Annotated in this window: 9 protein-coding genes and 1 pseudogene; 1 reads left to right on the forward strand and 9 read right to left on the reverse strand. The window is 59.5% G+C overall.

Going from position 1 to position 13,147, the window contains the following annotated elements; translation table 11 throughout:
- Positions 1–236: 236 nt before the first annotated feature.
- From pgfA to CAURIC_RS09580, 8 genes and pseudogenes are all read right to left on the reverse strand, one after another.
- Entirely contained in the window at positions 237–1,220 is a 984-nt protein-coding gene (gene pgfA, locus CAURIC_RS09545) for a cell envelope lipid trafficking protein PgfA (RefSeq protein WP_035113588.1), read from the reverse strand.
- 170 nt (positions 1,221–1,390) lie between these two features.
- Complete coding sequence (gene rplL, locus CAURIC_RS09550) at positions 1,391–1,777, reverse strand: 50S ribosomal protein L7/L12 (protein WP_013889240.1); 387 nt, start codon at positions 1,775–1,777, stop codon at positions 1,391–1,393.
- A gap of 127 nt (positions 1,778–1,904) precedes the next feature.
- On the reverse strand, positions 1,905–2,417 hold the full coding sequence (gene rplJ, locus CAURIC_RS09555) for a 50S ribosomal protein L10 (RefSeq protein WP_035113587.1): 513 nt from the start codon (positions 2,415–2,417) through the stop codon (positions 1,905–1,907).
- 1,943 nt (positions 2,418–4,360) lie between these two features.
- Positions 4,361–5,176: pseudogene (locus CAURIC_RS09560) on the reverse strand (anchored repeat-type ABC transporter permease subunit); the annotation flags it as partial.
- The gene (locus tag CAURIC_RS09565) at positions 5,173–6,090 is read right to left on the reverse strand and encodes an anchored repeat-type ABC transporter ATP-binding subunit (RefSeq protein WP_290183433.1); all 918 of its coding nucleotides are present in this window, start codon (positions 6,088–6,090) and stop codon (positions 5,173–5,175) included. The gene CAURIC_RS09565 and the pseudogene CAURIC_RS09560, both read right to left, overlap by 4 nt.
- 61 nt (positions 6,091–6,151) lie before the next feature.
- On the reverse strand, positions 6,152–7,381 hold the full coding sequence (locus tag CAURIC_RS09570; RefSeq protein ID WP_235700701.1) for a choice-of-anchor M domain-containing protein: 1,230 nt from the start codon (positions 7,379–7,381) through the stop codon (positions 6,152–6,154).
- Between the two features lie 71 nt (positions 7,382–7,452).
- Positions 7,453–9,090 (reverse strand): anchored repeat ABC transporter, substrate-binding protein, encoded by a 1,638-nt coding sequence (locus tag CAURIC_RS09575; RefSeq protein WP_290182658.1) that lies wholly within the window; start codon positions 9,088–9,090, stop codon positions 7,453–7,455.
- Positions 9,077–10,900 (reverse strand): TIGR03773 family transporter-associated surface protein, encoded by a 1,824-nt coding sequence (locus tag CAURIC_RS09580; protein WP_290182660.1) that lies wholly within the window; start codon positions 10,898–10,900, stop codon positions 9,077–9,079. The genes CAURIC_RS09575 and CAURIC_RS09580 overlap by 14 nt, the downstream gene beginning before the upstream one ends.
- Positions 10,901–11,118: 218 nt before the next feature.
- Here CAURIC_RS09580 and CAURIC_RS09585 point away from each other — a divergent pair, with 218 nt between their 5' ends.
- Complete coding sequence (locus CAURIC_RS09585) at positions 11,119–12,165, forward strand: esterase/lipase family protein (RefSeq protein WP_035113585.1); 1,047 nt, start codon at positions 11,119–11,121, stop codon at positions 12,163–12,165.
- Positions 12,166–12,351: 186 nt separating this feature from the next.
- On the opposite strand, the gene rplA is transcribed toward CAURIC_RS09585, so the two are convergent.
- The gene (rplA, locus tag CAURIC_RS09590; RefSeq protein ID WP_035113584.1) at positions 12,352–13,062 is read right to left on the reverse strand and encodes a 50S ribosomal protein L1; all 711 of its coding nucleotides are present in this window, start codon (positions 13,060–13,062) and stop codon (positions 12,352–12,354) included.
- Between the last annotated feature and the right edge of the window lie 85 nt (positions 13,063–13,147).

Consider the following 13,147-nt stretch of genomic DNA (forward strand, 5'->3'; position numbering starts at 1 on the left):
AAATTTGGCAAAGCCTCAAAGTTGATGAAAAAATCATCGTGTGTCCCACTCAGTACAGAGCATCGGATACAAAATCCAGCGCAACGAATTATCCTATAGGAAATGGACACACTTGTCCAGCGATTCCCTACACCCCCACGTGCCACCCGTCAAGCATTTCACCACGGGTGGTTTTGATTGCGTGTCGGGCTAGCACCGTCTTCCGCGCGACCAACGCAACCCGTAAGCATTTTATTCTACGCCCGCTGCTTCTTCCGTCGCCCAGGCCACAAGACAACCACGAGCGACGCTGCAGACACAATAGCACCGGCAACCATCAACGCAACTCCCCATTTCTGCGTTTCGCGCTTTCCACTGGTCAGGAGCGCTTGTGCCAGCATCGCCTGCTCTACGGGTTCATTAGTTTTGCCGTGGAACCGCAGCAGCTCGCCAACCTCTTCTCCTCTATCGGTCAGGTATACGTCGTCGATCTTCTCTTCCACACTCACCAACAATCCGGAACGTGGCTCCACCGTGATCTCGCGCCAGCCGCCGTGGGTCAGGTATCCCTTGACCTGTTTCCCATCTTTCATGAGGGTCGTCTCGTGGCGCACCCCTGGGTATAACTTGGCTACATTGGTCGGTTCAATCGTCTGCCGGAAGACGTATAACTCAGTCTCTCGCCCCTGGTCATTGGTGCGGTTCACCGTCCCTTGGAACTCGGCGGGAATGGCCTTGCGCAGGGTCTGATCGAAATACGGGTAGCTTTGCTTCTGCGTATCCTGCGGGAACTTCGCCCAATATCCTTCGATGGGCGACTCTGTCGGCGGAGTTGCAGGCGTGTCTGCCACCTTGGCATCGCCTTTCGCCTCACCGGTACGCCGGTCCATGGTGAAGCTCCACACCTCGGCGCTAAGCAAGCTCTTTAGGTCGTCTGCTACGTCCATGCGCGAACTACTAACTCCCACTCGGGCCGACGCCTCGCTCTCCGTGGCTGGCTCCCCCAGCAGCAGATTGAACTGTCGATTGACTGGCGCTGTCACGGACTTTGTGGCGTCGGGGCCCTGAAAGCCCGGGCCGACGGTGGCGGCGGGGTCTTTGAGAAAGAGTGTGGTGGCCGCCAAGGTCAGCGGGACTGGTTTGTCCTTGGAGACCTGCCCGGGCAGCAACCAGCCGGCCACAAATAGAGCACAACCGACAAATAGGGTAAAGGCCGCTAGTAACCGAGCTTTCATAGTCATGCGCTCTATCGTATGGGTTTATTGGGGCGAACGGGAAAATCCGATAGAAATCACAATTAAAAAAACTCCCCTCGGGGTTCGGTACAACCGAACTCACCCGTTGGGGAGTCACAAGGTAAGGGAGAGGCTCGGGGGTACCCCCGGTCCGCACACTCCTACTCAAGCAGGATTTACTTGAGGGAAACCTTTGCGCCAGCTTCTTCCAGCTTGGTCTTAGCAGCCTCAGCGTCGTCCTTGGAAGCGCCCTCGAGGATAGCCTTTGGAGCACCCTCAACGAGCTCCTTAGCTTCCTTCAGGCCCAGGCCGGATACGATCTCGCGGACAACCTTAATAACGCCGATCTTCTTAGCGCCTGCGTCCTCGAGAACGACGTCGAACTCGTCCTTCTCTTCCTCAGCAGCGCCACCAGCAGCGCCTGGAGCAGCAGCAACAGCAGCAACTGGAGCAGCAGCGGAAACGTCGAAGGTCTCCTCGAACAGCTTGACGAACTCAGAGAGCTCGATCAGGGTCATTTCCTTGAAAGCCTCGATGAGCTCATCGTTGGTGAACTTAGCCATGATGGCATCCTTTCATTGGTTTGCCGGCTTTCAATCGGACTGTGCGCGATTGGCTTCGCCGCCGGCGATGTGGTTTTAAACGTTTTGTTGTGCCACTGCGCACACGTTGGCAGTGGCGGGGAGCTTACTAGTCCTTCTTTTCCTGCAGGGCGCCAGCCAAGCGGGCGACCTGAGATGCAGGAGCGTTGAACAGACCAGCAGCCTTTGCCAAGGAACCCTGCATGGCACCGGCCAGTTTGGCCAGCGTGGTCTCGCGGTTATCCATGTCTGCCAAGGCCTCAACCTGAGCAGCAGACAGCGCGTTACCGTCCATGTAGCCACCCTTGATCACGAAGTTCTTGTGATCCTTGCCGAAGTCCTTCATGGCCTTCGCAGCATCCACGGCTTCACCGTGGACAAATGCGATAGCGGTAGGACCAGTCAGCAGGGACTCATCGAACTCAACGCCGGCTTCACGAGCAGCCAGCTTGATCATGGTGTTCTTGGCGACGGAGTAGGTGACATCCGCACCCAGTGCACGACGCAGCGTGGTGGTCTCTGCAACGGACAGGCCACGGTACTCAGTCAGCAACGTGGTGTCTGCCTTCGCGAAACGCTCCTTGAGCTCTGCCAGTGCAGCGGTGTTCTTCGGGTTAGCCATACTCTCGCCTCCTTCCTGATGTTTGCGGTGTACGTCTTTGTACGTAGCACCGCCGATCTTGGTGAAGGCAACACATCACTAACGACTAAGCGCCCCGTACCCGCAGGGGCACAGGGCGCTTAAGTCCGGTTTCTCCTCGGGATCTTCCGCTTGGTAGCGGGCCCGCGCTCGTTGTATAAGCGCTATTACAAGGGAACCAACTTAACGTCACTCGTGTTACCTGCGTGGGCCGTCATCATGAGATGATGAACCTTCAATCTCGACTAGCCACAGCTTTCGTGCGATTCCCTGGGAACCACACTGCACGGTGGCGCCGAAATGACCGACGGTCTTCGGTGAAAACTTGAACGTTGATTCAAACTTCCTTGGAGGACATTACACCGGCAGGGTGCAGTGCTCCAAATCGCGTTGGACCAGCGCTGGCTTCACCCCGCTGGGCGCCGGCATAACAACCGCACCAGCTATCAGGCCGGCAGTGCTCCAAATCGCCTCGACCCCCTGGACACCCCGCTAGGCGCCGGCAGACTAAACAGACTAAACACACTAGGCACTCGGCCAGCTGCACCTCAACGCAGCATGTCAGCCTACGTCCAGCCTTGCTCCTCGCCCTCGTCCTCATACACCGCTTCCGCGCGTCGCTCCTCGGCCAGTTCGCGTTCTAGGTCTGCTTGCAACATCGCCAGCTTCATCTCACGCATATTGCGGGCCGCCATGAGGAAGAACAATCCGCCACCCAGCAGCGCCATCAGTCCCACGCCCATGGTGAATCCGCCGCCGAACCCACCGGCAGTCAAGCTGCTCGCCAGTTGTTGGATCTTCGACTGATCCTGCTTTGCGGCGTTCGCGGAGCCGCCGTCTGCACCGCCTGCTGCCTGGTTTTCGTTACCTTCACCGTGCTTACCGCTGAAGCCTAGGGCCTTGATGCCACCGGCTTGGTCTCCTGTTCCCTCGACGCCGTCCCCCGCCAGCACGTCCTCAGCCGCCATTTCAAGGAGATCATCGGCGCCCTTCGCACCGTCCTCACCAACGCCTGCATCACCGTCGCCGCCACCCACGGCATTGCCACCTCCAATGTCACCACCTGTATCAACTGCACCGCCACCATTCAGGTCGCCCGCAGCCGCACCGTTCGAGTTGTCGCCACCGGTATTACCGCCGGCTGTTTTTTTCTCACCTTCGGCGCCATTTCCACCCCCGGCAGTTCCACCATTAACGTGAGCATCCGGATTCTTGGTCCGGTCAATGATCGCACCGGCCACACGATCAGCTTGTTTCTTTCGTTCTTTGTCCTTGGTTGCATCCGCAGCAGCACCGCCCCGGTTATCACCGTGGTTGCGCCGCGCATCGGTGTGGTCGTCCCCGCGCAGGCTCTCAGTCAGCGCAATGATGTTTTTCACCACCGCCGGTAGATTCTGAGCTAGACGAAGAATATCCACATTCAACTTCTTAAACACGCGGATCAAGCCCTCGACGAGGGTTTCATCATCACGAGTCAATCCCTCGGATCGCGAGTCATCGCCATTGTTTGTGGAGTTACCCTCCCCACGCTCCCCCTCTTCAGCGCGACCATCGGTACCAGCGCCGTCGTTGCTTTCGCCACCGTTTCCGGATCCACTATTTCCGGTGCCGTCAGCATTCTCAGCATCCGCGCTGTCCGCGCTCATCCCGTCCGTTGGATCCCCCGCCCCAACATCCGAGTCGGAATTCGGTTGCGCGCTTGCAACCGGCGCGACAATACTCAGCGCACTGCGCCCCTCCCGAACAGTCTGGGCATCCCCTGCCTCCCCCGCATCCCTCCCACTCGGTGAACCCGGGACAACCGGACCAATGAATGCCCCACCGGCAAGCAGCATCACTGCAGCAACGCTACCGGCCACCCGCGTACGTAGCGTTTTCTGGCGAGGTCGGGCAGCGCGTGGCGTCGAAAATAAAGAACGTACCGACGACCCAAAAAAAGCCAGCAAAAAGCAAGCCGTGACAACCAGAACAATCGTCGCCCCAGTGGGGATATCCCAAGCCCACGACAGGTACACGCCCACCACAGAGGCCACGGCACCAATCGCGGCAGAAAGCACCATCATCACGGGCAAGCGATCAGTGACGAGGCGCGCGGTAGCGGCGGGAGTGACGAGCAGCGCCAGAACCAAAATATTGCCCACGGTACGGACGGACATCACCACGGCCGCGGTGACCGCCAAGTACAACAGCAGGTCGAAAGCAAAAACACGAATATTCTGGGCAGCGGCCGTTTCGCGATCCAAGCTGACCGCGATCAGCTGATTATGGAACACCGTGAGCAACACCAAAACCGCTGCGCCCACGACGGCTACCATAACGATGTCCTCCGTAGCGACACCCGTGATGGAACCGAACAGGAAACTCGTGAGCGAAGCGGTATAACCCTGCACCTTCGAAATCACCACCAGGCCGGCAGCGAACGCGGCCGCGAAGAAAATACCGATGATCGTGTCCTCTTTGATGCGACGGCGCTGCGAGAACACGGCGATGAGCACCGCCACAACAATGCCCGCCACTGCCCCACCCACAACCACGGAGGACTGCAAGGCAAAGGCGATGGCCAAACCGGGGAAAACGGCGTGCGCGACAGCATCGCCGATGAAAGCCATTCCGCGCAGAACCACGTGTGCGCCGACCACGCCGCACACCATGGCGCTCAGCACCGCTACCAGCAGCGCCTTCGGCAAGAAGGCCAAGGCGGGATTCGTCAGGTCCTGGAAAAACTGCGTCAGGGAGATCACGCTTTAGCTCCTTCGTAGTTGAGGTGGGCGGGGTGCACATCCGCACCGTTTCCTGGGGTTTCTTTATTCTCGACGCCACGCTGCAGCCCCAGGGAGCTCAACAATGGGCTATCGGATCGCACGCCGAAGGTGCGCGTCCATGGTTCGGGATCGTTCAGCTCCACCGGAGCGCCAGTGGCGATCACGGAGCCGTTGAGCAACGTGATGCGGTCGCAGATGTGGACGGCCTGAGGCAAATCGTGCGTGATCATCAACGTGGACATGCCCTGGTCCTGGTGTAGTTGTGCAAGCACATCGCAGAGCAACTCGATGCTGGGGAAGTCCATTCCGGTGAATGGTTCATCCAGCAGCAGTAGTGAGGGTTTGGTGGCCAGTGCGCGGGCGACCAGCACGCGCTGCCGCTGGCCTCCGGACAGTTGGCCAATCGGACGATCGGCGAGGTCCGCAAGATGCACCCGATCCAGAGCTTCAGCAGCTGCGCGATGATCGGCAACGGAGGCGCGGCGGAACAACCCGCGTTTGCCAGTCTGGCCGTTGAGCACGCAGTTATACACGCTGATGGGGTAATCCCAGGCGAACTCGTGGCGCTGGGGCACGTACCCGATCTGGGCACGGGCCGCCCGGCCGGAGAGCATCGGAGCGTTGAGGGCTGGCTGGGCGGTTGGGCCGGCTAAGGCAGCGTGGTTGGTCTGAGTAGCGTGATTGGTTTGAGCAGGGTGGTCACCCTGAGCAGCAACCCGTGCACCCGCCGCAACCTCGACTGTTCCCGCCTTGCGCGGGATCAACCCCAACACAGCACGCAGCAGCGTAGTTTTGCCCGCACCATTCGGCCCCAGCAATCCCATGAGCTCGCCACCACGGACCTCAAGATTTATTCCGTGCAGTACGTCGCGCCCCGCTAGGCGTACGTCCATGTCCCGGATCCGAAGAATAGGCTCCCCGCCAGGGGCGACATGCCCTGAATCGTCTTCGTTATTAGTCATTGTCATCCTCCCCGTCGACAGGATTGCCCTCGCGGCCGTGTTCTGCCCGCTGGCCGCGGGCCTCCCGGGCCTCCCGCGCCTCCCGGGCCGCACGCAGTTCCCGCAACTGATCTTCCGCCTCCCGGCGCGCGGAACGGCCTGAGCGCATCATCACCAAGCCCCCGATGACCATGAGTGCCAGCAGACCGCCAACTCCCACCAGCACCCACACCACGGGATCAATACCTTCGGACTGTTCGGACGATTCCCCAGCCGCGGAATTCCCTGCGGTATCCGCCGAGTGAGAGTTTCCGCCCTGGGAGGAATTGGAATCAGCGCCCGGCGTGGCGTCGTCGGCAGAGGCCACCGTAGGAACCTGGCCTTGCCAACCGGCACTGAGCGCCTCCTGCGCGTCCACTCCCACCGCGAATGTCACCACCTTGGTGCCGGAGACATCCTTGCCATCGCTAGTTTTCGCGTTAATTCCCAGTGCCACGCGGTGCACACCCGGCTCGGTGAAAACCCAGTTGGCGTGCGCGTGCGTGTTGAGGTCCACGAACATCCCCTGCGGCATGGGTTCGGCAGTGTTGAAGATTTTCTGGGGTTTTGCGAAGCCACCCGATTGCAGGAACATCGTCAACTGGCCCGGCCCTTGATGGCCCAGCAACTGCATGGTCACACCCCGGCTCACGCCCTTGACCAGCGCAGGAGATTGCGTGTTCCAACCTAGCCACGGCACACCCTGCTTTTCGGTCTGTGGCAGCACGTACACCTGCTGGCCGGCGCGCGCACCCGTGAAGTCGTAGTCCCCACCGTCCGGCAATTGCTGCTTGGAGTTATCCCCAACCACAAATGCCACGTCCTCAAGGTGGCGCCACACGGGTTGTTCCTGCGCATCGTCGCGCAGCATCATCGTCATCCCGCCCTCGGTCTTGCTATCCAGGCGCACGCCCAAATCCGCGTGCCCCTTGGTAAACGCATGTTTTTCTCCCCGCGGGGCGAAGCGCTCGTCGTCTTTCACCGTTTGTTGCAGTGCTGGGTCGGTGTGGCCATTTTGGTCCGACGCCTCCCCGCCCTGCGCCACCAGCATGGCTCCTGGGGCGCTGGTGGCTGGTGACAACGCGAGTGCTGGCGAAGCTGCGCTACCCAGTGCACTGCTTAAACCGAGGGCCAGGCAGCCCGCGGCCGCGATCACCTTACGCGGGGTGGGGGTCATCCGTGCAGCTGCAGAGTTGTTAACCATAGTGTTTCTTTCGTGTCCGTTCATCGTGTGTGTTTTTGTCCCGCCACGTCGTCAGCTGGGGCGTGTGCGCGTTACTTGCCACTCAAACAGGTGGTGAAATTGTCCGCGTTTGCCCGCATGAGCTGTTCGTAACTGGCCACCTGTGGGTCGAATGCATCGCCGCGGATCGTGCAGACCTGCACTCCGAGGTTCTCCGCAATCTGTTTGAGGTCCCGCGCCTGCCCTGCCAGGGACGGTTCTAGGAACACGGCGGGAACGTTGAGCCCTTCCAAGGTGCGGGTTAGCGCGATCACATCGCGTGCGCTGGGTTCCACGGCTGGGTTGGGGGAAATAAATCCGCCGATCTTCATCCCGTAGGCGTCCGCCAGATAGGCGTATCCGTCGTGGGCGGTCACCAGGTGCCGGTGTTGTTTGGGCACGGTGTCCACCGCACGTTGCATGTCTTGATCTAACCGGCGCAGGCGAGCTAGGTAGTCATCGGTGTTGCGCCGATATTCCCGTGTTCCGCCTGGGTCCACGGCAATGAGCTCATCGCGAATGACCTTGACCATCGCCATTGCGTTTCGCACGTTGTGCCACAGGTGCGGATCCAACTCGCCATGCACGTGTTTGCCCAGCACGGCCTGCGGCAGCATGTATGTTTCCGATCCTGGGTTGCCCAAGAACCGAAATGCGGGTGATGGTGGAATCTGCTGCAGCGCCTTTGCTGGCACTACCACCACTGCTCTATCGGCGGGGGTATCCTTTCGATCGTCGCGCAGACTGATTGACTTTTTATCCACACCCACAGCCACATCGACATGTCCATGGTCCAGGAACTCGGGTTCTTTGCCCTCAGGAACGCTGGACCGGGCCGCTTCTTCGGGTGGCACTCCCACCGCGAAGGTCACGGTCTGTTCGGCCACGCGCTGTGGGAGTTGTCCCGCAGCCGTGATGGCCGAGGCTTCGAAGTGCACGCGGTATACACCTGGCTTGTTGAAAGCCCAGCTCATGTGTGTATGTGCATCCACGGGCAACGTGGTGGAATCCCCCTCGTACCCGCGGGCGGCATTGAACCCATCGGCGGAGTTGAAGAAGATTTCCGGAGTGCCGAACGTGCCGGTGACATACGCGGCCGCATCACCTGGCCCTTCCACGTTAGTGACGGCCAGCTGGACTTCCCCATCGGATCCGGTCGAACCGATGGAGATTGACCGCAAGCCCAACCACACGGTATCCAACGCGAGGTTTTCTACCAACGGGATGACGGTGGCACCGCGGGTAGTTGCTTCTTCCGCAACGGGGACCACTGGGGTTCCAGGTAGCGAGCTTTTGTGCAGCGCCCGCAGCACCGGCTGGGGTTCAAGCAACAAACCGTTGCTGAACGCCACATCTGCGTTGGCAATATTGCGTACATCGCGCAGCGTTAGCTCGTGGGTATGCGGATCCGCGTTTGATGGGATCAGGCCCGTGACCCGAGCGCGGGTGCCCGCGACATTGCGGGCCAGGTCGGTCACTATCGGCGTGGTGGTGACCACGTCGACGATTCCGTCGTCCCGTGAAGGCACTCCGGCCAGCGTGTCAGCACCGCCGGCTGAACCTCGTGTTGTGCCGTTCATAGCCGCCGGCGAGGATGCACATGCGGACGTCAACCACACGGCCCCGACTACCACCGCAGCGCCTATAACCCTGCGGTAGGCGCGCAAGGATGTGGACTTAACGGCGTGCATATACGCGCAGCATGGCCTGGCTAGAACGCAGGTAATAGACGATTCCTGCGCCCAGCGCCGTGATACCAAGACCGACCACCAGCAGTGACAACGTACCCGATGTCATACCGGTATTTGCCAGGGAATTCGCACCCGATCCCGCGCCATCTGCACCTGATCCAGCTGCCCCTAGACCGTCGGCACCCGCGCCGCCCATTCCACCGGCTGCACCTGCCGCGCCAGTTCCACCATCACAGTTGCCACTGGTGGTGACATCAGCACCGAAGTCGAAGTGGCCTGCGTTCGCGTTGCCTGCCCCGCCGACATTGAAGGTCAACACGGCTGGTGCGGATACTTTTTTGCCGGTTTTCAGCACAGCAGTCTGGGTGATCCCAACCTTGTATGTGCCAGGCTTATCGAAAACCCAGTTGGGGTGAACGTGGCTGTTGCGTGGAACGGTGTGTGAACCACTGGCCTGGCCGCCGGACGCTTGGAACCATTTAGTTCCCACGATCTGTCCCAAGTTGCCCTGTTCGTACACGAACATATTGCCTGGGCCACTGAAGCTAGTCAGGCTGAAGGCCACATCACCCGTTGTCTGCGCTAGCAAGTCAGGGTGCATGGTGTTTGCACCCAGCCACGGCACACCGTTTTGCTGGGTGGACCCAATCATCCATACGGTTCCACGGTTAATTGGTCCCAAAGCCTGGGGAACCTCCGCCTTAGCAGCACCACCCAGACCGAAAACTAACGAGCTAGGGCTGCGCCACGTTGGTGGGGACTGACGATCGTCCTTAATTCGCGCGCGCAGGGCAGGTTCACCCTTCTTGCATTGTGGTGCCGAACCCTTCGCGCTACTCACACCTTGGACAATTCCACCGCCACCCTTGGTTGAGGTGCCCCGGGTTGATGTCCCACGGCTTGAGCCACTCGTGGAAGCTCCAGCAGACGATGCGGAGCGGCTCCCCGTGCCGGGAGTTTTACCACTCAACCCACCGTTACCTGCAGCGCCGCCGTTTTGGTTGTTACCGGTTTCGCCGTTGTTCCCGATTCCACCGGACTCATCATCAACGCCGGGATTGGAATCCCCGCTTGACGGCGGCTTTGGGTGCTTGCCTATCCCATCACCACAGGAAACGCCATCGCCTTCCACGGTCCAGTAGTAGTTCTTCGCTGCGGAGGTAGCACCGTTATCCGCCTTGGCCTGCACCTGCATGGTGTAGCGCCCTGGTTTGGTAAAAGCCCAGTTGGCGTGCACGTGTGCAGGAGCCGGCACGTTAATCTTTGCGCCGGACTGTACTTGGTAGTTACCGGTCACAGGTTTCAGTTCGCCGAGGTTGGCGTTCTGCCACAGGTACACTTCACCGGGCCCTTGCAAGCTGGCAATGTGGATGTCCACCGCTTTCGCGCCGCTACCACGTACGTCGCTGGTATCCCAACCGGGCCAGATCGTCTGGCTGCCATCAGAACCCTGCGGCAGGTAATAGGAGCCTTGCCCGATGAAGTCCACCTTAGCCGTGCCCTCTTCCCACGCTTTTTCGGTAACGCAGAGTTCCACACTGCTGGGTTCGCGCTTCACGTGCTGGCCCGTGGCATCTTCTTTCAGTTGCAGAACCAATCCCTGATCATCTGCGGACACGTTGAACGCATCAATGTGCCCATTTTTCAATACGGTCGGGGATTCCTGTGCATTGGCCGTGGCCGGGCCGAACCCTTTGGGTCCCACACCGTCTAGACCGAATGATCCAGCCATTCCAAGGGCAGTCAGGCACAGTACGGATGTCGTCGCGAGAGTAGCGCGGCGGGCGGACAGTTTTCTCTTTTGGGCCATCTAGATAATCCTCTTCGGCTTACGTCATCGCAGTGCCATGAACAGAAGTCAACGTCACCGATGCTGGGCAAGTAGTCAAACCCCGCAGCACTGAATGCTAACTCCTCAATTTGGCATCATTTTCAGTAGAGGATATACCGCAGGTTAATTAATGACAATTATTACCGATACCCCCGTTTCCCCCGCAAAATCTTCCCCCTGCACTACCGTGACAAGGTATGAGCGATAACGGCACTACCTTGAACCACCCCACCACGAACAGTGGAGAGGACGCGGCGAAACTGCATGCCAATGTGCGCACCAGCCACGCATTCATCACTGCATTCCTCCGTTCCCTACGAAACCCCACATGGCAGCCCGTGGGAACCAACCTGTGGGAACAGACCAAGGATTACTACCCAAAGGCATTAGACGAATGGGAGAAGGGCGTCCGAACAGAAAGGCCAACACTTCCCGTGGTCCTGATCCACGGCACCTGGTTAAACGCGTACAACTCCTGGTCCTTGTTAGCCCCGCAACTACAAGAAGCAGGCCACAAGGTATTTGCCATGAACTACGGGCGGGATACATCCGCGTGGGCAGGTAAAGCAAAGGCAGTCCATGCGTCGGCGCCGCTACGGGAAGGCCAAAAGGACGTAGCGGAATTCATCGACCGGGTGCTAAAGCATACGGGTGCGCCCCAAGTGGATTTAGTTGGTCACTCCCAGGGCGTAGCTCAAGCCCGGCTGTACCTAAGCGACAGCGGCGGGGCCAACGCAGATGATCCAGCGAAGAATAAAGTGCGCCGACTGATCGGCTTGGGCGGGTCTAACCACGGCACCACCATGAGCGGTATTGCGCCTCTGGCGGAAAAACTCATGGGGAAAAACGGCCGGCTCAAGTTCACGCAAAAAGTGCTGGGCGGAGCGGCAGTAGACCAAACAATTGGTTCTGAATTTATGAAGCACCTCAACCGCAACGGGGACACGATGCCCGGGGTTGACTACCTAATGATATGTTCGCGTTTCGATCAGGTAGTCACGCCGTGGCGAACCCAGCAGCTCGAGGCAGGCCCGGGCGCGACCGTAAAAAATGTTCTAATCCAGACCGGTAATGTCAAAGACTTTTCGGATCACCTGGCAATCCTGTACTCCCCGGGCGTATTGGACCTCATCCAGGAGGCCCTAGATCCAGGCGGCCCCGAGACCTACCGTCGCAACCACCCACCCATCAAGGCCGCCGTCATCCCCGGTCTGGGACGGGTGCAACTACGGCGGAGGCGTTAAAACTCTGCCCCATCATCCGGCACGCGACATGGGCGCATAGCAAAAGCACCGAGAAACAATCCTCATCAAGGACCGGTCTCGGTGCTTTTAATATTCCCGCTCGTGGCCCGAGAATCTTCGGGCCACTTAGAACCACATCACGATAGGTGGGTTACAACCCAACCGGCATCGCGTGGAAAGCAGACCTTAGGCCTCTTCCGCGTAGTTCTTGATCACAGTGTTGTCTACTGGCACGCCTGGGCCAGAAGTGGAGGACAAGGTGACCTTCTTCAGGTAACGCCCCTTGGAAGAAGCAGGCTTAATACGCAGCAGTTCATCGATGAGAGCGCCGTAGTTCTCAGCCAGCTGCTTCTCAGAGAAAGAAGCCTTACCGATGATGGCGTGCAGGTTAGAAGCCTTATCAACGCGGAAGGAAATCTTACCGCCCTTGATCTCGGACACAGCCTTGGCAACGTCAGGGGTAACGGTACCGGTCTTAGGGTTTGGCATCAGGCCACGTGGACCCAAAACGCGGGCTACACGACCAACCTTAGCCATCTGGTCTGGGGTAGCGATGGCGGCGTCGAAGTCGGTCCAGCCACCCTGGATCTTCTCGATCAGTTCAGCGGTACCAACGAAGTCAGCGCCAGCCTCTTCAGCAGCGGTGGCGTTTGGACCCTCGGCGAATACAACAACGCGGACGGTCTTACCGGTGCCGTTGGGCAGGGAAACGGTGCCACGAACCAACTGGTCAGCCTTGCGTGGATCAACACCCAAGCGGATAGCAACGTCAACGGTTGCGTCGTAGTTCTTGGAGGAGGTCTCCTTGACCAGCTTGGCAGCCTCAAGTGGGCTGTACAGGCGGGACTTGTCAACCTTTTCCGCTGCGGCGCGGAATGCCTTAGAAGTCTTGCTCATAATGTTCTTCCAATCTTTTGATGGAGGTTGTGGTGCTCGGGCCAGCAAGCGGCCCTTCCACTCTTTCTTTTCCTAACGCTGACTG

Origin of the sequence: Corynebacterium auriscanis (assembly GCF_030408435.1) — a bacterium.
Classification (GTDB): domain Bacteria; phylum Actinomycetota; class Actinomycetes; order Mycobacteriales; family Mycobacteriaceae; genus Corynebacterium; species Corynebacterium auriscanis.

Coding starts and splice junctions, on each gene's coding strand:
- pgfA (WP_035113588.1), bottom strand. CDS start 1,220: ATGACTATGAAAGCTCGGTTACTAGCGGCCTTTACCCTATTTGTCGGT.
- CAURIC_RS09565 (WP_290183433.1), bottom strand. CDS start 6,090: ATGGACGTACGCCTAGCGGGGCGCGACGTACTGCACGGAATAAATCTT.
- CAURIC_RS09585 (WP_035113585.1), top strand. CDS start 11,119: ATGAGCGATAACGGCACTACCTTGAACCACCCCACCACGAACAGTGGA.
- rplL (WP_013889240.1), bottom strand. CDS start 1,777: ATGGCTAAGTTCACCAACGATGAGCTCATCGAGGCTTTCAAGGAAATG.
- CAURIC_RS09580 (WP_290182660.1), bottom strand. CDS start 10,900: ATGGCCCAAAAGAGAAAACTGTCCGCCCGCCGCGCTACTCTCGCGACG.
- CAURIC_RS09575 (WP_290182658.1), bottom strand. CDS start 9,090: ATGCACGCCGTTAAGTCCACATCCTTGCGCGCCTACCGCAGGGTTATA.
- CAURIC_RS09570 (WP_235700701.1), bottom strand. CDS start 7,381: ATGGTTAACAACTCTGCAGCTGCACGGATGACCCCCACCCCGCGTAAG.
- rplJ (WP_035113587.1), bottom strand. CDS start 2,417: ATGGCTAACCCGAAGAACACCGCTGCACTGGCAGAGCTCAAGGAGCGT.
- rplA (WP_035113584.1), bottom strand. CDS start 13,062: ATGAGCAAGACTTCTAAGGCATTCCGCGCCGCAGCGGAAAAGGTTGAC.